The 21,291-nt window shown below is 60.4% G+C and carries 18 protein-coding genes and 2 pseudogenes; 6 read left to right on the forward strand and 14 right to left on the reverse strand.

Going from position 1 to position 21,291, the window contains the following annotated elements:
* Positions 1-28 precede the first annotated feature (28 nt).
* From AB4N92_RS22590 to AB4N92_RS22610, 5 genes are all read right to left on the reverse strand, one after another.
* Positions 29-874: an NAD-dependent protein deacetylase gene (locus AB4N92_RS22590; protein WP_042571486.1), complete on the reverse strand. Its 846-nt coding sequence runs from the start codon at positions 872-874 to the stop codon at positions 29-31.
* Positions 875-882: 8 nt separating this feature from the next.
* Positions 883-1,323 (reverse strand): CBS domain-containing protein, encoded by a 441-nt coding sequence (locus AB4N92_RS22595; RefSeq protein WP_016977364.1) that lies wholly within the window; start codon positions 1,321-1,323, stop codon positions 883-885.
* 131 nt (positions 1,324-1,454) lie between these two features.
* Positions 1,455-3,404, reverse strand: a complete 1,950-nt coding sequence (locus AB4N92_RS22600) for a DNA topoisomerase III (protein ID WP_031291485.1) — start codon at positions 3,402-3,404, stop codon at positions 1,455-1,457.
* Positions 3,405-3,632: 228 nt separating this feature from the next.
* A complete protein-coding gene (locus tag AB4N92_RS22605; protein ID WP_010211312.1) occupies positions 3,633-5,258 on the reverse strand; it encodes an MFS transporter in 1,626 nt (541 codons plus the stop codon).
* A gap of 74 nt (positions 5,259-5,332) precedes the next feature.
* The gene (locus AB4N92_RS22610) at positions 5,333-6,979 is read right to left on the reverse strand and encodes a GMC family oxidoreductase (protein WP_010211311.1); all 1,647 of its coding nucleotides are present in this window, start codon (positions 6,977-6,979) and stop codon (positions 5,333-5,335) included.
* Between the two features lie 128 nt (positions 6,980-7,107).
* Here AB4N92_RS22610 and AB4N92_RS22615 point away from each other — a divergent pair, with 128 nt between their 5' ends.
* A complete protein-coding gene (locus AB4N92_RS22615) occupies positions 7,108-8,001 on the forward strand; it encodes a LysR family transcriptional regulator (RefSeq protein ID WP_010211310.1) in 894 nt (297 codons plus the stop codon).
* 5 nt (positions 8,002-8,006) lie between these two features.
* Here AB4N92_RS22615 and AB4N92_RS22620 read toward each other — a convergent pair whose 3' ends face one another.
* From AB4N92_RS22620 to AB4N92_RS22635, 4 genes are all read right to left on the reverse strand, one after another.
* Positions 8,007-9,866, reverse strand: coding sequence for a DUF3857 domain-containing transglutaminase family protein (locus tag AB4N92_RS22620; RefSeq protein WP_010211309.1), 1,860 nt, complete (start codon positions 9,864-9,866; stop codon positions 8,007-8,009).
* Positions 9,867-10,014: 148 nt separating this feature from the next.
* A complete protein-coding gene (locus AB4N92_RS22625) occupies positions 10,015-11,115 on the reverse strand; it encodes a DNA alkylation repair protein (protein ID WP_021493371.1) in 1,101 nt (366 codons plus the stop codon).
* A gap of 18 nt (positions 11,116-11,133) precedes the next feature.
* A complete protein-coding gene (locus AB4N92_RS22630; RefSeq protein WP_010211307.1) occupies positions 11,134-12,480 on the reverse strand; it encodes a glutamine synthetase family protein in 1,347 nt (448 codons plus the stop codon).
* A gap of 11 nt (positions 12,481-12,491) precedes the next feature.
* A complete protein-coding gene (locus AB4N92_RS22635) occupies positions 12,492-13,049 on the reverse strand; it encodes a helix-turn-helix domain-containing protein (RefSeq protein ID WP_010211306.1) in 558 nt (185 codons plus the stop codon).
* Positions 13,050-13,202: 153 nt separating this feature from the next.
* Here AB4N92_RS22635 and AB4N92_RS22640 point away from each other — a divergent pair, with 153 nt between their 5' ends.
* Both AB4N92_RS22640 and AB4N92_RS22645 read left to right on the forward strand, forming a co-directional pair.
* Entirely contained in the window at positions 13,203-13,511 is a 309-nt protein-coding gene (locus AB4N92_RS22640) for an RcnB family protein (protein ID WP_010211305.1), read from the forward strand.
* A gap of 77 nt (positions 13,512-13,588) precedes the next feature.
* A complete protein-coding gene (locus tag AB4N92_RS22645) occupies positions 13,589-14,782 on the forward strand; it encodes an MFS transporter (RefSeq protein ID WP_010211304.1) in 1,194 nt (397 codons plus the stop codon).
* On the opposite strand, the gene AB4N92_RS22650 is transcribed toward AB4N92_RS22645, so the two are convergent.
* Positions 14,745-15,017 carry a DUF1652 domain-containing protein gene (locus AB4N92_RS22650; protein ID WP_010211303.1) on the reverse strand — a complete coding sequence of 91 codons (273 nt, stop codon included), beginning with the start codon at positions 15,015-15,017 and terminating at the stop codon, positions 14,745-14,747. The two genes, AB4N92_RS22645 and AB4N92_RS22650, sit on opposite strands and share 38 nt — an antisense overlap.
* 109 nt (positions 15,018-15,126) lie before the next feature.
* Positions 15,127-16,617 (reverse strand): PAS domain S-box protein, encoded by a 1,491-nt coding sequence (locus AB4N92_RS22655; RefSeq protein ID WP_010211302.1) that lies wholly within the window; start codon positions 16,615-16,617, stop codon positions 15,127-15,129.
* A 175-nt stretch (positions 16,618-16,792) separates the two neighbouring features.
* Between AB4N92_RS22655 and AB4N92_RS22660 the strand changes: the two genes are divergently transcribed.
* Positions 16,793-17,761 (forward strand): hypothetical protein, encoded by a 969-nt coding sequence (locus AB4N92_RS22660; RefSeq protein ID WP_183703908.1) that lies wholly within the window; start codon positions 16,793-16,795, stop codon positions 17,759-17,761.
* Positions 17,762-17,926: 165 nt separating this feature from the next.
* Positions 17,927-18,547, forward strand: coding sequence for a transglycosylase SLT domain-containing protein (locus tag AB4N92_RS22665; protein WP_021493370.1), 621 nt, complete (start codon positions 17,927-17,929; stop codon positions 18,545-18,547).
* A 53-nt stretch (positions 18,548-18,600) separates the two neighbouring features.
* Here AB4N92_RS22665 and AB4N92_RS22670 read toward each other — a convergent pair whose 3' ends face one another.
* The 3 genes and pseudogenes from AB4N92_RS22670 to AB4N92_RS22680 form a co-directional block, all read right to left on the reverse strand.
* Positions 18,601-19,773: a hypothetical protein gene (locus tag AB4N92_RS22670; RefSeq protein ID WP_010211296.1), complete on the reverse strand. Its 1,173-nt coding sequence runs from the start codon at positions 19,771-19,773 to the stop codon at positions 18,601-18,603.
* A gap of 14 nt (positions 19,774-19,787) precedes the next feature.
* Positions 19,788-20,675 (reverse strand): nitrilase family protein, encoded by an 888-nt coding sequence (locus tag AB4N92_RS22675; protein ID WP_010211295.1) that lies wholly within the window; start codon positions 20,673-20,675, stop codon positions 19,788-19,790.
* Positions 20,676-20,787: 112 nt separating this feature from the next.
* A pseudogene (locus AB4N92_RS22680) lies at positions 20,788-20,952 on the reverse strand (FAD-dependent oxidoreductase); the annotation flags it as partial.
* A gap of 120 nt (positions 20,953-21,072) precedes the next feature.
* On the opposite strand from AB4N92_RS22680, the pseudogene AB4N92_RS22685 reads away from it, so the two are divergent.
* Positions 21,073-21,264, forward strand: a pseudogene (locus AB4N92_RS22685) (FKBP-type peptidyl-prolyl cis-trans isomerase); the annotation flags it as partial.
* Positions 21,265-21,291 lie beyond the last annotated feature (27 nt).

The raw sequence follows: 21,291 nt of genomic DNA on the forward strand, positions 1-21,291 counted from the left end.
CCTACAGTTTTGATTGGCGGTGTACGGGTTACCGCAAACGGTCGGTCAACAGCGGCAACAACCGCTCGCACGACGCCTGGATCTTCACGTGCAACAGCTCATCCCCTCGAGTCTTGCCCAAGTTGATGGCAATGACCGGCTTGCCCTGTTCGACCATGGCTTTGCACAGGCGAAACGCCGAGTAGGCCATCAGCGACGAGCCCACCACCAGCAAACCCTCGGCATGCTCTACCGCATTCATCGCCCTGGCGGCTGTCGCCGGGGCTACGTTTTCGCCAAAAAACACTACATCCGGCTTCAGGCGCTCGCCATTGCAATGGGGGCAGCGGGGAACCTGGAAGTGTTCTTCAAACGCAGGATCGAGCAAGGTGTCGCCATCCGGTGCTTGCACCGCGTGGACGTGCGCCAGGTAGGGGTTGTCGATTTCCATCTGCCGCTGGATCGCATCACGCTGGCTGCGCAACTGGCAGTCCAGGCACAGCACCCGGTGCAGGCTGCCGTGCAGTTCGATCACGTCATGGCTGCCGGCTTGATCATGCAGGGTGTCGACGTTCTGGGTGATCAACCCGCTGATTCGCTCACGTTGTTGCAGCGCCGCCAGCGCCAGGTGCGCCTTGTTCGGTTGCGCGATGCGTACCCTCGGCCACCCCAGCATTGCTCGCGCCCAGTAACGGCGCCGCGCCTGCGGAGTGGCGAGGAATTCCTGGTACATCATCGGCGCCTTGCCCCGGCGCACGCCTTCGCTGTCGCGGTAATCGGGAATACCAGACGACGTGCTGATCCCCGCACCGGTCAATACCAGAAAACGCCGTTCCGCCAAGGCCCGGTACAGGGTGTCGAGGTGCTCCTCTGTATGTTCCAGCGTGTCGAGCATGGGTTCCCCTATTCGCCGCGGATGTATTGCTCCAGCTGTTTGATCAGGTCGGCCTGGTCGGCAATGGCTTCTTTTACAAGGTCACCGATGGAGAGCAACCCCAGCAGTTTGCCGTCTTCGACCACTGGCAGGTGGCGCAGGTGACTGTCGGTCATGATGTTCATGCACTCATCGACCTTTTTATGGGTGTCGACGGTGATCACCGGAGAGCTCATCACCTCATGGACTTTTGTGGTGACCGACGACAGCCCCTTGAGCATGATTTTTCGTGCGTAGTCACGTTCGCTGATGATGCCTACCACCACGCCATCCTGGACGACCGGCAAGGCGCCGACGTTTTTCTCCGACATCCGCACCAGTGCTTCAAACACGGTGTGGTCATGTTTGATGACATGGACTTCCTGGTTTTTCTGGTCCTTGGCTTTGAGCACTTGTGCAACGGTTTTCATGGCGGCCACTCCGGTGTTGTTGTTAGTGGGTCAGGGTCCCCATACAGAATCCTAGACGGCCCACGCCGCGGCAAGGTCCAAAGCGGCGTTAAACCCGTCGAAAAACGTCATTCGCCGGATTTTTTCGGTGTTTAACCGGCATTTGTCGGTTTTTTCGCCCGCTTGGGGCTGGCCGCCGTCTTGCGGGGCGCGCTTTTACGTTTCTTTTTCCACGGTGTGGCGCCTCGACCTGCCGGGCTGGCCGGGCCAGTGATGGTCATGCGCATGCCATTGCAGCGCGCGACTTGCTTGCTCATCCAGGCCGCCTGTTTGGCGACGAATTCTTCCAGGCTCATTTCGCCGCTTTGCACCATGTCCAGCGCCTGCTCCCAGATCGCGGTGGTGCCCGGGTCAGCAATCGCGCGGGGCACTGCATCGATCAGGCTGAACGCCGCCGGCGTGGCCGACAGCGCCTTGCCGTTCTTCACCAGGTAACCCCGGTCCAGCAACCCCTGGATGATGCCGGCGCGAGTGGCCTCGGTGCCGATGCCAGTGGTGTCCTTGAGCTTTTGCTTGAGCAGCGGATCTTCCACCAGCTTGGCGACGTTTTTCATCGCCTTGATAAGGTCACCTTCGGTGAAGGGCTTGGGCGGTTGGGTCCACAGGTCCTTGAGGTTGACCTTGGCCACCGCATAATCCTGGCCCTGCACCAATGCCGGCAATGCTTGTGGGGCTGGCGCTTCCCGCCCTTTTGCCGGCGCCAGGGCTTCTGGCAACGCGCGTTTCCAACCGGGTTCGATCACCACTTTACCCACCGCGCGCAACGCTTGCCCCGCGCAATCGAAGTCCGCCTGGGTGCGGTCGTATTCATGGTTGGGCAGGAACTGCGCCAGGTAGCGTGCACGAATCAAGGTGTACACCGCGCGGTGCTTGCCGGTGAGTTGCCCCACGTCCTTGCCGGCACCGGTAGGGATGATGCCGTGGTGGGCGCTGACCTTGGCGTCATTCCACGCCCGCGAGCGACGCTGGGTCTCGATATGTGGCATCAGTTCGTTCACCGCGGCATCGGCGCGCGCCAGTGCAGCAAGAATCTTCGGCGCTTCGCTGTGCTGGCTCAGTGGCAGGTAGCCGCAATCGCTGCGTGGGTAGGTGATGACTTTGTGGGTTTCATACAGCGACTGGGCAATATCCAGGGTTTCCTGGGCGCCAAGGCCGAGTTTCTTGGAGCAGATTTCCTGCAGGGTGCCGAGGTCGAAGGGCAGGGGGGCAACTTCGCGCATGCGCTCGGTGCGCAGCTTGACCAGCCGCGCGGTGGCGGCGTTGCGCATGGCGTCGGCGGCGTCTCGCGCCAGTTGCGGGTCGAGGCAGCGGCCCTGGTCATCACAGGCATCCTCGGCCGCGCGCCATTGGGCGGTGAACGTGATGCGCTCGTGCTGCAGGTCGACATCGATGGCCCAGTAAGCCACCGGTACAAAATCGGCAATACTGCGGTCGCGGTCCACCACCAGGCGCAAGGTCGGCGTTTGCACCCGTCCCACGGGCAATACGCCCTGGTAGCCGGATTGGCGCCCAAGCAAGGTAAACAGGCGGCTCATGTTCATGCCGATCAGCCAGTCAGCGCGAGAACGGCCCAGGGCCGAGTGGTACAGGCTGAAGGTCTCGGCGCCGGGCTTGAGGGCCGCCAGGGCTTTGCGGATGGAGGCGTCGTCCAGCGCCGACAGCCACAGCCGCTGGATCGGTCCGCGATAGCGGCAATGCTCCACCAGCTCACGGGCGATCATCTCGCCTTCACGGTCGGCATCGGTGGCGATCACCAGTTCCTGGGCCTCTCCCAGTAAACGCTTGACGGCCTTGAACTGGTTGGCGGTCTTGGGTTTGACGCGCATCTTCCATTTTTCCGGGACGATCGGCAGGTCGGCCAGTACCCAGCGCTTGTACTTCTCGTCGTAGGCGTCGGGCGGGGCGGTTTCCAGCAGGTGGCCGATGCACCAGGTGACCGTGACGCCATTGCCCAGCCAGCAGCCGTCGCCCCGGCGACTGGCGCCGAGTACGGCCGCGATATCCTTGGCCTGGGAGGGTTTTTCACAGAGGTACAGCCGCATGGTCATCACATCAGATCGGGTTGATGCCTTGCAGGATGCTCAGTCGGAGGGCTTTGATCAACCTTTATCTGTATGGATGTACAGCAATTTGTGTGGTCATCACAAAACAAATGTGGGAGCGGGCTTGCTCGCGAAGGCGGTGGATCAGTCAACTTTTCTGCGACTGATCCACGCTCTTCGCGAGCAGGCCCGCTCCCACAGGGGTGTTCCAGTGTTCAGGAGACCGGGTTAGTTCTTATCGATATCCACATGCCGCGTTTCCTTGAGGCAGATCATTCCCACAATCAGGCTCACGCCGGTCACCACCACCGGGTACCACAGGCCATAGAAAATATCGCCGGTGTACACCACCAGGGCGAACGATACGGTCGGCAGGAACCCGCCAAACCAGCCGTTGCCGATGTGGTAAGGCAGGGACATCGAGGTGTAGCGGATACGTGTCGGGAACAATTCCACCATCAACGCTGCCAGCGGGCCGTAGCACATCGCGGCGATCAGGATCAGCGCCACGATCAGTACCACCACCATGGTCTTGTTGACCTGGGCCACATCCGCCGAAGACGGGTAGCCGGCGAGGGTCACGGCGCCGCGCAGGGCTTTTTCGTCAAACCCTTCGATCCGCACGTCGCCCACGCTCACCTGTACCGGGCTGCCGGCCGGAGCGGCGGCGCTGCTGTAAGGCAGGCCCTGCTTGACGAGGAAGGTCTTGACCTTGTCGCACGGGCTGTCGAATTTCGCCTTGCCCACCGGGTCGAACTGGAAGGTGCAGGTGGCCGGGTCGGCCAGCACGGTGATCGGTGCCTGGTTGCTGGCCTGGTCCATCGCCGGGTTGGTGTAGTGCGCCAGACTCTTGAAGATCGGGAAGTACAGTGCGGTCGCCAGCAACAGACCGAGCATCAGCACCGGTTTGCGTCCCACTTTGTCCGACAGCCAGCCAAAGAAGATGAAAAACGGTGCGCCAATCACCACGCTGATGATCAGCAGCATGTTGGCCAGGGCAGGGTCCATTTTCAGGAACTGCGTGAGGAAGAACAGCACATAGAACTGCGCCGCATAGAAAGTCACCGCCTGGCCGCCGTTGATACTGAACAGGGCAATCAGCACGATCTTGAGGTTTTCCCATTTGCCGAATGAATCGCGGATCGGCGACTTGCTGGCCTTGCCTTCCTCTTTCATTTTCAGGAACGCCGGCGACTCATGCAGGCTCATGCGGATCCAGGTGGAAATACCCAGCAGCACGATGGAGAACAGGAACGGAATGCGCCAGCCCCACACTTCGAACTGGTCCCCGGTGAAGTAACGGCAGGCCAGCACTACCAGCAACGACAGCAACAGGCCGAGCGTTGCGGTGGACTGAATCCAGCTGGTGTGGAACCCACGCTTGCCCGCAGGCGCATGCTCCGCCACATACGTGGCCGCGCCGCCGTATTCGCCGCCCAGCGCCAGGCCTTGCAGCATGCGCAGGACGATCAGGATGATCGGTGCCGCAATACCGATACTGGCGTAGGTCGGCAGCAGCCCGACGCAGAAAGTCGCCACGCCCATCAGGATGATGGTGACCAAAAAGGTGTATTTGCGCCCGATCATGTCGCCCAGGCGGCCAAACACTAGTGCACCGAACGGGCGCACCACAAAGCCAGCCGCGAAGGCCATCAAGGCAAAAATGAACGCCGTGGTGTCGTTGACCCCGGCAAAGAACTGCTTGCTGATCACCGCCGCCAGGGCGCCGTAGAGGAAAAAGTCATACCACTCGAACACCGTCCCCAGGGACGAGGCGAAGATGACCTTCTTGGATTCGTTGCGGGTGATGGCGGTATTGACCGCCGCGCCCAGGGGTTGAGCTTGTTCTGACATCGGGTAGCCCTCACAGTGATTATTTATTGTTGTTCCACTGTCGGCGCCAACCTCAGCGCCGGTTGTCCTACGGGTCATGCGGGTGCAGTCATTTCTCTCTCGGGGGCAAGGTTCCTTGTAGTCGGCGAAAGGATCAGCTGGGCGGCCTTCTCCGCGATCATCAGCGTAGGCGAACAGGTGTTGCCGGACGTGATGCGCGGCATGACGGACGCATCGGCGATGCGCAATCCGGGCACCCCGTGCACCCGCAGTTGAGCATCCACCACCGCGTCTTTATCGCTGCCCATGCGGCAAGTGCCGACCGGGTGGAAGATCGTCGTCCCGATACGCGCGGCGGCTTCGTGCAATTGCTCTTCGGACTGCAGCGAATCGCCCGGCAGGTATTCCACCGGTTTGAACTGGCTCAGGGCGGGTGCGGCAACAATACGGCGTGTCAGGCGAATCGCGTCGGCGGCCACCCGCAAGTCTTCCGGATGACTGAGGTAGTTAGGGCGGATAAGCGGTGCGTCCGCCGGGTTGGCCGAGCGAATGTCGATTCGTCCGCGACTTTGCGGGCGCAAGTCGCAGACAGATGCGGTAAACGCCGGAAATGCGTGCAGCGGTTCGCCAAAGCGCTCAAGCGACAGCGGCTGTACATGGTATTCGAGGTTGGCCGACGTCTGTTCCGGGCCCGAGCGGGCAAACGCGCCGAGTTGGCTGGGCGCCATCGACAACGGGCCGCTGCGGTCGTACAGGTAGCGCAGGCCCATGCCCATCTTGCCCCACAGCGTGCCCGCGATCTGGTTGAGGGTGCGGGCGTTTTCCAGCTTGTAGATGAGCCGAAGTTGCAGGTGGTCTTGCAGGTTGCCACCGACGCCCGGCAATTCATGCAGTACGTCGATACCCAAAGGTTTAAGCACATTGGACGGGCCAATCCCCGAGCGCTGCAGGATGCCAGGCGACCCGACGGAGCCGGCGCACAGCACGATCTCCTTGCGCGCTTTCCAGCTCACCTGTTGGCCATGTTGGCGCGCGATCACCTGGGAGGCCCGACCGTTTTCCAGCAGCACGCGGTTTACGTCCACGTCGGTCAACACCGTCAGATTGGGGCGCTGGCGGACCGGCTTTAGGAACGCCTTGGCCGCGTTCCAGCGTACGCCGGCCTTTTGGTTGACCTGGAAGTAGCCGCAGCCTTCGTTGTCGCCCTGATTGAAGTCGTTGACAGGGGCGATGCCACTCTGCGCTGCCGCATCACGAAAGGCATCCAGGATCGGCCAATGCAGGCGCTGCTGTTCGACGCGCCATTCACCGCCGTCGCTATGGAATTCCGAGCCGCCGGCAAAGTGGTTTTCGCTCTGCTTGAACAGCGGCAGCACGTCTTTCCAAGCCCAACCTGCGTTGCCTTCTGCCGCCCAGCCGTCGTAATCCTGAGCCTGGCCGCGCATGTAGATCATGCCGTTGATGGACGAGCAGCCGCCCAGCACCTTGCCCCGTGGGTAACTCAGCGCACGGCCTTGCAGGCCTTCCTGGGCTTCGGTCTTGAAGCACCAGTCGGTGCGCGGGTTGCCGATGCAGAACAGGTAGCCGACGGGAATATGGATCCAGGGGTAATTGTCGCGGCCGCCGGCTTCAAGCAGCAGCACCCGGTGAGCAGGGTTGGCGGACAGTCGATTGGCCAGCAGGCAGCCGGCGGGGCCGGCGCCTACGACGATGTAATCGTATTCAGCAGTAGCAATGGGCATCGCAAGCCTCGCTTGTTTTTCTTATGGTTCCATCCTAGTTGTTAGTTTTCGTCTTAAAAATGTTAGTTTTTACCCAGCTGCTGTGCGTTTTTAAACAGCGTAACCGAGGCTCATGCAATGGAGGCGTTATGTTCGACTGGAACGATCTGCGGTACTTTCTCGAGTTGCAGCGCAGCGGCCGCCTGCTCACCGCCGCGCAACGCCTGAAAACCACGCATGCCACCGTGGCCCGGCACATCGAGGCCATCGAGAAGAGCCTCGGCACCGCACTGTTTGTGCAGCATGCCCAGGGCTACGAGCTGACCCCCGCCGGCGAAGCCCTGCTCAAGCATGCCGAAGCCATGGAAAATGTCGCGCTGCTGGCCGAAGACGAACTGACCCACTCCGCCGCGCCTCTGGGCAAGATCCGCCTCGGGGTGGCCGAAGGGTTGGGCGTGATGTTCCTCGCCAGCCGCATGGGCGGGCTGTTCGATCGCTACCCCGGATTGGAAGTGGAATTGGTGGCGGTGCCGCGCTTTGTCAGCATCCTCAACCGCGAAGCGGAAATCAGCATCCATCTTGAGCGTCCAAGTGTCGATCAACTGGTCACACGCAAACTCACTGATTATCGCCTGGCCCTCTACGCCAGCCGCACTTATTTGGACCGCAACCCACCGATTGAGAAGCGCGAAGACCTCGCGGCACATGCGTGGATCGATTACGTGGACGACTTGCTGTTCAGCCAGGAACTCAAGTTTCTCAGCAGTTTCTGCCGCAACCCCAAGGTGGTGTTCCACAGCACCAGTGTGATCGCCCAGCACCAGGCCGCGCGATCCGGGTTGGGGATTGCAGTGTTGCCGTGCTTCATGGCCTCGGGCGATCCGGAATTGGTGCCGTTGCTGCCGGGGGAGGGGATCCAGCGCAGCTACTGGATCAGCTCGCGCCGGGAGTTGCACAAGTCGGTGCGGTTGCGGGTGTTGTGGGATTACGTGGTGGAATTGTGTGCGCGCGAGCAACGTTTGTTGCTCGGCGAACCCCTGTAGCCGCGTTAGAGTTTCACCACCTGATGCACCTGCTCCGCGCAAGCCCGCGCATCCTCAATCATCTTCCCGAACGCCGTGCTGACAATCTCGTCATGGCCCAACCATCGCACCTTCTGGCTCAGGCGATAGTGGTAGCGCAACCCGCCAGCCTGTCGTGAACCCTCCAGATCCATGTCGTACCAGGGCGAGCGCACCTGGCAGCCAGGGATAGTTTTTTCCATCTGCCCGCCGCTCAGGGTGATGGTGTAGTCATGGGTTTGCGGATTACCCAGATCCAGCTCGGCCTGCTGCCCTTGTCGGCGATAGTTGATAAAGCCATCCCAACGACCCTTGAGCGATTCATCGCTGTACACATAGTCATTCGCCAGCTTTTCCAGCGCCCGCTGGTCATTCATCTGCGCCGTGACGGTATACCCGTCATGCACCACAAAGCCGGTGGCCGCGCGGGTGATGTGGCAGTCGCTGATCTCGTTGCCGAAGTTGGCGCAGATGTCCTGGTCGGTCGCGGTGCTGCCTTGCTGGCGGTCGGCGACGCTCAGTTGCATCAGCGGCAGGCGGCTGAAGGTGATCGTGGCCTGGGTGGTGCCGGCGCCTTGCTGGTCGTAGCGCACCTGTTTGTCCAGGCGCAGGGTGGTTTCGGGACGTTCCAGGGGGATATGTTCTTCGCGCACTTGACCCTGCGCGTCGTTGACCAGCACCCAACGGTCCTGGATGTCGGGCATGACTTGGCCGGGAGCAAACACCGGGTTGGTCGGGTCGAGCCACCACACCTGGCCGTCCACTTCGGCGCGCACGATCGCGTGGTTCGGCGCCTGGGTGCCGGGGATCAATAGCGATTCGACCACATCACCACGGCTGACCCAGGCGGTCTCGGCCTTGATGCCAGTGGCTTTGAGCAAGGCGGTCAGCAGGATTGCCAGGTCCTTGCAGTCGCCATAACCGTGCTGCTCGATTTCATCGAGGTTGAACGGCACATAGCCGCGCTCGGTCGCACGCCAATCACCCAGGTAACGGTAGTGATCGTTGATGTGCTGCATCAACGCGGCCACCTGTTCCGCCGGCGCCAAACCGCGTACGGCCTTTACAGCTGCAGCACTTTGCGGCGGCAGGTTGGCACCGAGGATCTGGTTGTAGGCTTGAGCGAAACCACCGAAGTACGCCTGGCGCTCCAGGGCGCTACCCACCTCGATACGCGGGATGCGCAACAACGCGGCGTTGGACGCTTCGTTGATGTAGTTGAGATAGGTCGGGGTCTTCTGCACCACGTCCAGGGTCTTGCCGTTCTGCGACACGCTTACGTTGAAACCCTCGAACAGTTCGCTGCGCCACTGGAGGGGGCGCTCTGCCGTAAACCGCGCTTTGAACCGGTCGCGCCGCGCCGGGCTGGGGCCGAATTTGAGGACGTAATGAAACTGGGTCATCAAGGGCTTGGCGGCGTGGTGCTCGCGCACGGTGTAGCGAATCTGCGTGCCGACGCGCAGGTTGGGGAAGGCCAGGGAGGTCTGCTTATCACGGCTGAAACCCTGGTCCGGGTTGGGCGCGGTGCGGGTGTCGATTTGCGTGGCATCCAGGGCCACCGGCTTGGCGCCGGGCTGGGTGGACTGCGCGCTGAGCACTTCGAAGGTGTCGCCCTCGGAGTAATCGAAGTCGATGCGCGAAAGCATTTCGCGGCCGTTCGGCTTGAGGATCGTATAGCGGTAGGTGGTGGTGCAGTCGGTACTGGCGTCACGGTTGAAGTGGCAGTGCAACTCGGTGTCGCTGGCCAGTGGCGCTTCGGCCAGGGGCTGTAGCGCGGCGAACACGCCAGGAGCGGCAAGCCCCAGGCTGAGTGCAATCAGGGGGCGGTGAAACGAAAAACGGTACATGGGCGCCTCAGGTGACACATTGAAACAGCTACCCCGACGGGTAGCGAGAAGGCGCTGGATGATAATGGGTCGCAACTGAGAAAGCCAGGATTGTTCGACAATTATTACGGCTGAAAGGCCCGTTCTAGAGCCTTTTCTTTGATTTGTGTCAGTCGTCTCGCAGTTCGAAGTCGGCGCTGGCTAGCTTCTCTCCGTTGATCAGCACGTGGACCACGTGTTTGCCGGGGTAATGCTTACGCGTGGTCAACTCGCGGATATGTTGCTCGCGTCGCAGGCTGTGACGCTCACCCGCGCCGAGGGTAAACGCCTTGAGCTTGAATACCTTCGCCGCACTGTGGCCGGCGCTTTTCACGTAGTCGATGGCGTAGTCCACCACCAGCTTCTGTGGCGTGGCGGCCGTAGATTCGAGGGTGAAGGAGAGGTTGATGCGTTCGCCCAGGTTGATCACCGCTGGCGTGACCTGCAGGTGGTGGATCTGCACCTCGGCCTTGGCGCCGGCGCCGATGATCGTCAGCGCGCGGGTGTTGCCTTGCTTGATCAGGCTGCGCAAGGCATGGCGGGCGATCCACGCGGTATGAGGGTTATCCAGGCTCCAGCCCTCGATCAGGCTGAGCACCCAGTCCGGATGATCCTTGGTGATGTCATTGAGGTGGTTGGCCACGGACTTGCGCACGTAGAGACTGCTGTCGGCCTTGAGGTTGTCGAGGATCAACGCGCACAGCTCAGGGTCAGCCTGCACCTGGGCCAGGCGGAATGACCACGGCAGGCGCGGTCTTGAACCTTCACTGGCGAGGCGGCGCACGTGCTCGTTGTCATCCAGCGACCAGGCTTGCATCACCGCCAGCGTGCGCGGGAAATCGTGCAGCAAAAAGTGGCGGATGGCGAATTCGGCGGAGCCAAAGGTGGTGAAGTACTTGAGCGCGGCCATGGAGCGCTTGAAGTCATCCAGCCCGTAACTCGCCACGAAATGCGGCAGGAACAGGCTGACAAACGCGCTGTTCAGGCGCGGGGCCAGCGCGTAAAGCACCTTGAGGGTCTGCGGATAGTCCAGCGGGATCACCGCGTACAGACTCTCGCTGACCCGCGCCATGCGCTGCATCACCGACAACTCGGCCAACCCGGCCTTGGCGTGCTTGAGGAAGCCCTTGGCGTCGAACGCCGGGTACACCGCCGTCATCTCATTGGCGATGTGTTGCAGGCGTTCGACGTTGAAAATGTCCTTGAGGGCCGGGGCGCTTTGGTCGGTCATCGGTGATTCCAGTGGCGGTTAGAGAAACCAGCGGTATTCCCGCGCGTGGATCTCTTGTTGGAAGGCCAGATGGTCCTGGCGTTTGTTTTCGCAGTACACGTCGACAAATTCGGCGCCCAGCTTATCGCGCAATACCGGTTGATGCTGCATGGCGCGCACGGCGTCGAGCATTTCCAGGGGGAAGTCAGTGCCGCTGCTGCGGTCCTCGTTCAGCGGGGCGATGGGTTCGTGCTTGGTTTCCAGGCCGTGCTCCAGGCCGACGAGGATCGCCGCCAGCACCAGATACGGGTTGGCATCGGCACTGGCCAGGCGATGCTCGATGCGCAGGTTGCGTGGGTCGGACTCGGGGATGCGCACGCACGCGTCGCGGTCTTCAAAACCCCAGCTCGCACGGGTGGCGGCGTTGACCGTAGCGCCCAGGCGGCGGAAGGCGTTGTGGTTGGGCGAGAAGATCGGCATGCAGTGGGGCAACAATTCCAGGCAACCGGCCACGGCATGGCGCAACGGTTGCTGCTGGTGCGCCGCCAGCAGGTTATTGCCCGCGCCGTCATACAGGCTGACATGCACGTGCATGCCGCTGCCGGGGTATTGCAGGTAGGGCTTGGCCATGAAGCTGGCGCGGTAACCGTGCTTGAGCGCCACGCCCCGGGTGCTGCGGCAGAACAGGGCGGCCCAGTCGGCGGCGCGCATTCCATCGTCGAGGTGACCGAAGTTGATCTCAAACTGACCGGGTCCGATTTCAGCGGTTATCACCGTAATGTCTACGCCCTGGTCCTTGGCGGTTTGCGCCATGTCGTCCAGCACTTCACTGAAGCGCGACAGCCGTTCGATATGCAGGTTGGGCTGGTCGTCGGCGTCATCGCTCAGTGGGTCGCGAGCAAATTGCGGCAGCCCGTTGTCGAGTTTTTTGTCGAACAGATAAAACTCCAGCTCGAACGCCACCACCGGGTGAATACCCTTGTGCTGCAGGCGCTCCAGCACTTTGGCCAGCACTTCACGGGGTTCGAATTCGATGGGCGCTTCGGTGCCGTCTGATGTGATCAGCATCTGACCCAATGGCTGCGATTCCCAACTCACCGGCTTGAGCGTGCCCGGCACCAAGCGGCGGTTGGCATCCGGGTCGCCGTCGTTGAAGCAATAGTCGCCAATCTTGAACAGCCCGCCCTGGACCCCCAGCAGCACGGCGTTTTGCGGTAGCTTCAACGGGCTGCCGGCGGCGACTTTTTCCAGCATCTCGATGGGATAACGCTTGCCGTAGAAATGCCCGGGAATGTCCAGGGCGATCAGGTCGACATAGCGCACGTCGGGATGGTTCTGGCGAAAGGTCCGGACTTCGGCCAGTAACGTGGAGGCATGGCTTTTCACGGGTGCAGCTCCTAGTTGTAAACCCACAACACGCGGGCGGGCAGGTCGGTCAGATTGGCGTAGCGGCAATGGGCAAAGCTGGCCAGGTGAAAGCTGTCGCCGGGGCCGAGGGTGACGGAGTCGGCCTCACCCTCTACCCACAGCGTCAACTCGCCCTCCAGCACAAAACCGGCCTGCTCGGCGCGGTCGCTCATGGTTTGTTCGCCGCTGTTGGCACCGGGCGCCAACAGGCTGTCGAGCATCGAAAAGGCGCCGTTCATGCTCGGCGAGACGAGGATGTCGGTGATGCCATTGGCGTAATACACCGTGCGCCGCTCGTTGGGGCGCGTGATCCAGTCCACGGCCTTGGGCTTGGGCTGGCTGTAGAAGTAGGTGGTCGGGACATCGAGCGCGTGGCTGATGGCGGTGAGGTCCGCCACCGTCGGGCGTGACAGGCCGCGCTCGACCTGGGACAGGAAACCCACCGAGCGCTCGATTTTTTGCGCGAGCTGGGCGAGGGTAAGCTTTTTGTGCTTGCGCAGGTCGTGGATCAGCGCGGCGAGGGTGGCGAGTTCTTCTTGTGGGGTCATGAAATTTATTTCGATAAATTTCATGAAAAATTACAGGATTTATTTCACGCAGGCAATGACGTCCTTAAAGCGGTTGGGTGTGAGGCTTGATTGAATGATCATGCGCGCTAGCGGTCCGAAGTTGGGTACGCACCATTCATTGAAGGAGCACCCATGAAGTCCAGATCCCTACTCGCCTGCCTGCTGGTCGCCACCAGCCTGTCCACCGCCAGCTTCGTCGTGCAGGCCGGTGATACCCCTCAGGAAACCGTGCAACCTTCGAACATCAACACCCGCGACCTGAAAGAAGGCGACCGTGCGCCTGATATCCTGATGCGCAAGGAGTCGGCTGTCAGCGACTGGAAAAAACGCGGCCTCAAACAGCCTGAAGAAGACAGCCAGTGGGCGCGGGTGGGCGATAAATTCGTGCTGCTCAAGACCACCAACGGCACCATCCTTGAGATCACGCCCGTCAAGAAATGACCTTGCATTTCTGCCCTGTTCTTGAGTTAAGGTAACCGGCTGAAAAGTCCGCGTTACCTTCAAGGAAAGAGAGCAGGATGCTTGCCACAATAAGAAACTACCCCCGCACCGTTAACCTGCTGCTGTCCGCCACGTTGCTGCTCACGCTGGCCAAGGCAATCACGTTTCCGTACCTGGTGATTTACCTCACCAGTCACTTCGCCCTCGATATCACACAGGTCGGTCTGGTGATCGGCAGTTCGCTGATCGTCGGCTCGCTGCTCAGCGTGTATGGCGGGTTTCTGGTCGACCGTATCAACAGTTATCGGTTGCTGCTGGCCTTCAGCGTGTTGTTTGTGCTGGGCTTCATCGGCACCGTGCTGGCGCGGAATATCTGGGCGTTCTACAGCTGCCTGATCCTGATCAACCTGGCTTACGCGGTAATCGATATCGCCGTCAAAGCCGGCTTCGCCAGCCTGTTGCCCGAAGATGCACGTAGCGAAGTGTTTTCCATCAAGTACACCCTGACCAATATTGGCTATGCCGTAGGGCCTTTTTTCGGGGCGATGATTGCCAAGCTGGATATCAGCTTGCCGTTCATCCTTTCGGCGCTGCTGGGGGTGAGTTTTTTCCTGCTGTACTGGCGCTGGGGCGACCGTACTCTGACGACCGTGGATGCCACGCAAAAGCCAGTGCCGTTCCTTGCCGTCGGCCGGGTGTTGTTAAGGGATCATCGCCTGGTCTGCTTCACCCTAGGCGGCGTGCTCAGCGCCGTGGTGTTCGGTCAGTTCACCGCGTGGCTGTCGCAATACCTGGTGACCACCACCACCGCCGAATACACCTACACCGTGGTCAGCGCTGTGCTGACCACCAACGCGGTGTTGGTGATTACCCTGCAATACGTGATCGGGCGGCGTATTTCGCACCGCTACCTGGGCCAGTGGCTGATCGCGGGTCTGGGCATGTTCATGTTGGGAATCGTCGGATTCGCGCTGTCCACCAGTGTGTTGTGGTGGGTGCTGGCGATGGCGGTGTTCACGGTGGGGGAGATCATCGTGTTTCCGGCCGAGTACATGTTTATCGACCGAATTGCCCCGGACCACCTGCGCGGCATGTACTACGGGGCGCAGAATCTGTCCAACCTGGGGGCGGCTCTGGGGCCGGTGCTGTGTGGGCTAGTGCTGGCCAGCCTACCGGCCCACTACATGTTTTACATGCTGGGAGCGTTCATCGTCGGGGGCGGGGTGTTCTATTTCATCGGGGCGTCGTTAAAGGCAAATCATCCAGCGTGAGCTTGCCCATGGTGTTGCTGTGCAGTTCGTACCGCAACTCTTCCACCATCTTTTCGACTTCTTGCGGGGTTTGCAGCCGATTGGTGCTGATCCCGGTCACCACCAGGTCGACCCGGCCGGTTTCGGCGTCGTAGACCTTGAGGGTCAGCGACGCGTCCCTGCACAGGGTGAACTCACACGTCAGTGGCGACAGGCCTTCTTCGATGCAATTTCGCAGTTGCGAGAGGGTAAACATGCAAGTTCCTTCAGGGCAAAATGTTCGTTCCCTGAAGGGTAGGGCGCGCCTCGCGTTGCAATAAGGCGAATTCGCACTAGCCACACTAGTGCATTTGCACTTTCATGGCCTACTTCTTAACACGCAATTCCCCGGCAAACAGCCCGCGCTCACGGGCCCAAACGATGGCCGCGCTGCGGCTGTGCACGCCCAATTTCGAATACACCGTGGCCACATGGTTACGCACGGTATTGGGCGCCAGTGTCAGGCGTGAGGCGATCTCTTTGTCGGCCAGGCCCTCACAGATCAGGCCGAGCACGTCACGCTCACGGGCGGTGAGGTCGGTGTAGGCGATATTCGGCTTGTTGGGGCTGTTGACGCTTTTGGCGTTGGCGAGTTTTTCGATCAGCGTCTGGCTGAACCACGAGGCGTCCTGCATCACTTCCTCGATGGCCGCCACCAGCTCCAGCTCGGAGCGTTTGCGTTCGGTGATGTTCATCATCACCAATAGGTAGCACGGCACGTCCTCAATGATCACGGTGTCGGCGGACACCACGCAGTCGATCACCTCATTGCCTTTCTTGCGCACCTTGAGGTCCTGGCCGTCGAGGTTGCCGGCTTTTTCCAGGGTGGTGAACAACTGCGCGCCCGCCTGGGGGCTGTCGATAAAGCTGATGTCTTCGATGGACTTGCCGATCAGCTCTTCGCTGGTGTAGCCGGTGATGCTCATGAAGGCTTCGTTGATATCCACTACCTGGCGGTTGCTGGCGCTGCACACCAGGGTCGGAACGGGCGTCAGGCGGAAGGATTTGGCGAAGCGCTCCTCACTCTGGCGCAGCGCGATTTCTGCTTTGCGCCGCGGCTCCAGATCCATGAACGAAAACAGCATGCAGTCTTCTTCGTTCATGTCCAAAGGCTGACCGGCAACAATCACCAATTTGCTGCCGCCCTCAGGCAAACGCAGCTCGGCCTGCATCTGCGGGATGGTGGCGCCTTCACCCAGGCGCTGGATGGCCAGGTCCTTGCGTTCGGCCTGTTCCAGCACATCCAGCTCATAGACGGATTTACCGATGACCTGGTCGCGGTTGTAGCCGGTCATTTCCAGGAAACCCTGGTTGACCTTGATGTAACGCAAGTCACTCAGGCGACAGATCACCGCCGGCGCCGGGTTGGCGTTGAAGGTTTTTTCGAAGCGCTGTTCGGCGCTGGCCCATTCGGTGGCGTCGCTGAGGATCAGTACCAGTAATTCAGGCTCGCCACGGGAGTCGGTGATCACCAGGCTGCGCAGGCGGTGGACCCAGGTTTTCTCTTCATCGGCAGTGGGCGTGACTTCCACCACCACGTCGCTGAATTCATCGCCCGCGGCCGCTCGGGCCAACGGGTAGTTTTCTGGCTGTATTGGGTGGTTGTTGCGGTAGCGCAGGGCGAAGCGCTTGGCATATTGCTGGCCATCGGCCCCTAGCCCCATCACGTCGCCCACACCATGCATGGCGAGGGCTGCTTCGTTGGCCCAGAGAATAGTTTGATCCATCTCGGCCAGAATCACACCGTCGGACAGCCCGGAGATGATCTGCTGCAGTTGGCGACGGTTGGTTTCTTTGGCTAGAACGTCCTGGGTCATGAGATCTCCGGGGTTTTGGGCGCATGGAAAGTACGACATCCGCACCTCAGGATAGTGCAAAGAAAATCCGCAATACGGGGTACGAATGCACTAGATGACCTGGTGCATTTGAGCGGGGACGGCAAGCCGCAGGCTCGCCAGACTGAAATGGTCAATCACTGTAAAAGGATCGAACATGACCACTGTCTATGAAGCCAACCGTTCGCTGTTTCGCGTGTCCTGGAGTTCCGTGCTGGCCGGTAGTGCAATTGCGCTGGTGACCTACCTGGTGCTGAGTGTGCTGGGAACGGCCATCGGTGCCAGCGCTGTCGACCCGATGAAGGCGGGCAACCCGCTCAGCGGTTTTGGCACGGGCGCGGGGATCTGGCTGTTCGTCTCGACGCTGGTGGCAATCGGCGTGGGGGCCTTTGTGGCTGGGCGGACCGCCCCGGATCGTGGCGGCCTGCACGGCGTGCTCACCTGGACCCTGACCACCTTGCTCACTACTTGGCTGCTGGCCGGGCTGGCCGCCAGTGTCGTCGGCACCGCCGGTAATGTGGTGGGCAAGGGCCTGTCGGCAGCCGGAAGCGGCATCGCGGCGGCAGCGCCGGGCCTTGGCGACAGCGTCAAGCAGCAACTGAACGAGCAGGGCATCCAGCTGGATTGGAACAGCCTGCAAGGTGAACTCGACACCTTGCTCAAGCAAAGCGGCAAGCCTGAGCTGGACCCGGCCAACGTCGAACAGAAATCCGATCAGGCCGCCGCCGATGGCAAACAGACCGCCACCGACGCTGCGATCAACCCGGCCCAGGCGGGCGATCAGTTGAAGCAATGGTTCGAGCGTGTCAAAGCGTCTGGTGAGCCTGCGTTGAATGCTGCGGATAAAGACGCGTTGGTCAACATCGTTGCTGCCCGCACCGGTAAGAGCAAGGCAGAGGCCACGCAGATCGTCGACAACTATGCCCAGGCTTACCAACAAGCCATGCAAAAGGTCGATGAGTTGAAGCAGCAGGCCGAGCAGAAAGCCCGTGAAGCCGGTGAAGTGGCGGCTCAACAACTCTCCCGTGCGGCTTGGAGCACCTTGGCTATGTTGCTGCTGGGCGCAGCGCTGAGTTTCTTTGTGGGACGCATGGCCCTGACCACGCGTCGAGTGCCGTTGGCTTAACGGCGTGTGCAGCAAGGACGCTGCTTTTCGCCGGCATCAAACCTGCCACCGTCGGCAGCCATCCGGTTGCTGGATCAGTTGGGCAGGTGCGGATGACAGGTCGGCATCAACCTCAATGAATGGGTAAAATGCCGGCCTTTTACGCGTATCCCGCAAAGGTGCCCCTTGAGTGCAGGCAAAGCTGTCGGACTGTTATTACTCACATCCATGCTGGCGGCGTGCGGCACCTCGCCGCCACGCACGCCCAATGACCTCTGCGGTATCTTCCGCGAAAAGGACGACTGGTACGACGCCGCCAAAGTCACGCAAAAACGCTGGGGCGTGCCGATCCAGGTGCCGTTCGCCATCATGTATCAGGAGTCCGGCTTCCACCAGGACGCCCTGGCCCCACGCAAATACCTGTTGTGGATCATCCCCTGGGGCCGCGTTTCCACCGCTGCCGGCTACGCCCAGGCCAAGGACGAGGTGTGGAACGACTACCGCAAGAGTACTGGCCGCAGCGGCGCCAGCCGCCAGGACTTCGACGACGCCATCGACTTTGTCGGTTGGTACATGGACAAGACCTACACCGTTAACGGCGTATACAAATACGACGCTTACGGCCAGTACCTGAACTACCACGAAGGCTGGGGCGGCTACCGCCAGCGCACCTATGCCGCGAAGGCGTGGTTGCCGCCAGTGGCCAGCAAGGTACAGGCGCGTTCGCAGATGTATGCGGCGCAATATGCGCGGTGCAAGGATGATTTGGGGCGGGGGTTTTGGAGTCGGTTTTGGCGGTGGTTGTAAGAGGGTAAACGCTGTTCCCCACGCTGCATGAATAGTGCAGCGTGGGGGAGGATCTACATCTTGATCAACCAGCCTACCAGAGGCACTATCATCAACGTACTCAACGCCATGGAAGTGACATTGCCTATATACGGATGAAAGTGTACGGGCAAGCGCCCCGCAATCGCAGAGGCCAGTGGCGGAGCGATCAGCGCCCCGAGCAGTGCACTTGAAGCGATGACTGTCCAACTGCCACCATGGGTCAATACAGCCGCCGGGACTACAGAGACCAGCGGAACGTAGGTCGGATACCAGCCTCGTTTCATCCACTGTTTTCGCCAGATCGCGACGCCCAACGCCGATGTCAACGCTTGGGCCGCCAGCAGGGGCAAGACCAGGCCTGATCCATACGCCGGGCTGATCGGGTTCAGTGCATAGGCCACCAGCACACCTGCCAGCAACCCGAGACTGGCGAGCTCGTTGCCGAAAAAAGGCGCTTCGGAAAAATCTGCCAGCACCCGACGCAGGCTCCAAACAATACCGTAAGTGGGCGGTCTGGCGGGTGCTGGCTTGGCGGGGGCTATGTAGTCAGAACTCACCAACGACGGCACTCGACGACACAGTACAAACGCAATGACACTGCCGATCGCCATGCCCACCACGTTGCCGATCACCACTGGAAGACCCAGTGGAACGCATACGAAGTTCACGATCAGCATGCAAATGGGTGTCACCAGCAATGCGCCCAATACAGCACCGTTTACAGCAACTTTCCAGCCACCGCCGAACATCAGCACCATGGCTGCCGGTAACGAGACGAATGCCGCAAACGTTGGCTGCCAGGTCTGTGCAGTGACGCTCCAGCCCCACAGAAGATTACTCAGCATTAGCCCCAGCAGTGAACTTGTCACCAGCCAAGGCCATAGCCCTGTTCCGTAGGAAATAGAAAATCCTTGCCAGGCTTTACCGTGCTTGCTCGCCCACCATGCCAGGTAGGCGCCGCTCAACAAACCGAGTGATGCCAATTCGTGCTTATAGAAGGCTACTTCGCTGATATCCCCGACTATCCATCGAAGCCAGGCAACAGGATGGGGCAGGCTTGCAACCATTTCGGCGTAGCCCGGCCATGACCATTGATTGCTGAGCGCCACCCAGAGCACCAGTACCATGCTGGCAAACCCCAACATCAGGACGGTGAGATCTACCCTGGACCGGCGGGCCCTCGTTTCGGTAATGAAGGTTTTCATATAGCGCCCTCCGATCAGCGTGGAAGGGCAGGGTGTCGGGAGTAGCCGAGCATTTGATCGTAGAGATCAATGCGTCGATCACGCTGCAGGTCATTGAGGCTGTTCCAGATCGGAGCACTGCGGGCGCTGGTGATATCAACGTCGGCGAACAGGATTTCCTGGCGATTGGCTGAAGCTACCGCGCCAATCGGCCAGCCGTTGGTTCCGGCAATCAACGAGCATCCGAGGTAACGCGCTTCACGCTCTTCGCCGATGCGGCTGGCGGCAGCGATAAACACGTTATTGACGTGGGCGGCGGTCATCGTCAGGTACGACGCCATGCATTTGCCTGCCTCATCGAATAGCGGCGGTGGCGTCCATACCCAATTGTTCAGGCTGCAAATAATATCGGCGCCCTGCTGGCTGAGAATACGTGGCACCTCCGGGAACCAGATATCCCAACAAATCAGCAAGCCAATACGGCCTATCGGTGTTTCAAATACTGGAAATCCGGTATCACCCGGAGTGAACCAGAGTTTTTCCAGGTTCCATAGATGTGCCTTGCGGTATTTGCCGATGAACCCGTCGGGACCTAGCAGCACAGCTGTGTTGAACAACTGCATACCGTCTATTTCACACAGGCCTGTCACCAGGTACACCTGGTGTTTGCAGGCAAAATCTATCCATGCCCGCACACTTTCGCCGCCTGGAATCAGCTCGGCATGATCAAAGGCATCCTGGCGACTGCTGAAGAAATACCCGCAATTGGTGAGCTCGGGCAGTACGATCAGGTTGGCTCCACCGTTTGCAGCTTCGGTCGCCAGTGCAAGACTTTGATGCAGGTTGCTGGACCGGTTGTTCATGCCAACCTGAGGGTCCAGTTGGATGACTGCTACGCGGGCGGGGCTTGCTGGTTCGCTCATGGCGGTGACCTCTTATTGTTATACAACCGGGAGTCGGTTGGGCGTTTATAAGAGGCGACCGAATGTTTAATTGAAAGTCAGGTGATTCCCCTTGAGTTGTAGTCTCTTTCTTTTATGGTTCGGCTTTGTAGATTGGGTAGTCATGCATGGTAAAGCCTCCGTTGAAATTGGCTTGGGTTCTATTACAAATGGCTATCACGGTATCAATTGCTCCCCTGAAGCAGGGCTCTGTCCAGCCCGAATCTACGGAGAAGGATTCGCCGCAGAGGTACAAACCCCCTGAACGACACCGCGTTAACTCGAGTGCATGCCCTCCAGCGACGGTTCCACCTTCACACTTGCCAAACCCACCCGATTCTGGGAAAACCCACCCTTTTGTACCGTCAACGAGCGCCCTATGAGCACCGAAGAACTCCGAATCACCGACATCCGCCCCGGCACCGGCAAAACCGTGGTGAAGGGCGCGCTGATCACCACTCAATACACCGGCACCCTGGAAGACGGCACGGTGTTCGATTCTTCCTGGGAGCGCGGCAAGCCGTTCCAGTGTGTGATTGGCACCGGGCGCGTGATCAAGGGCTGGGACCAGCTTTGTTCTAGGTGACACTACGATGTA

This window comes from Pseudomonas sp. S3_A09, from assembly GCF_054668065.1.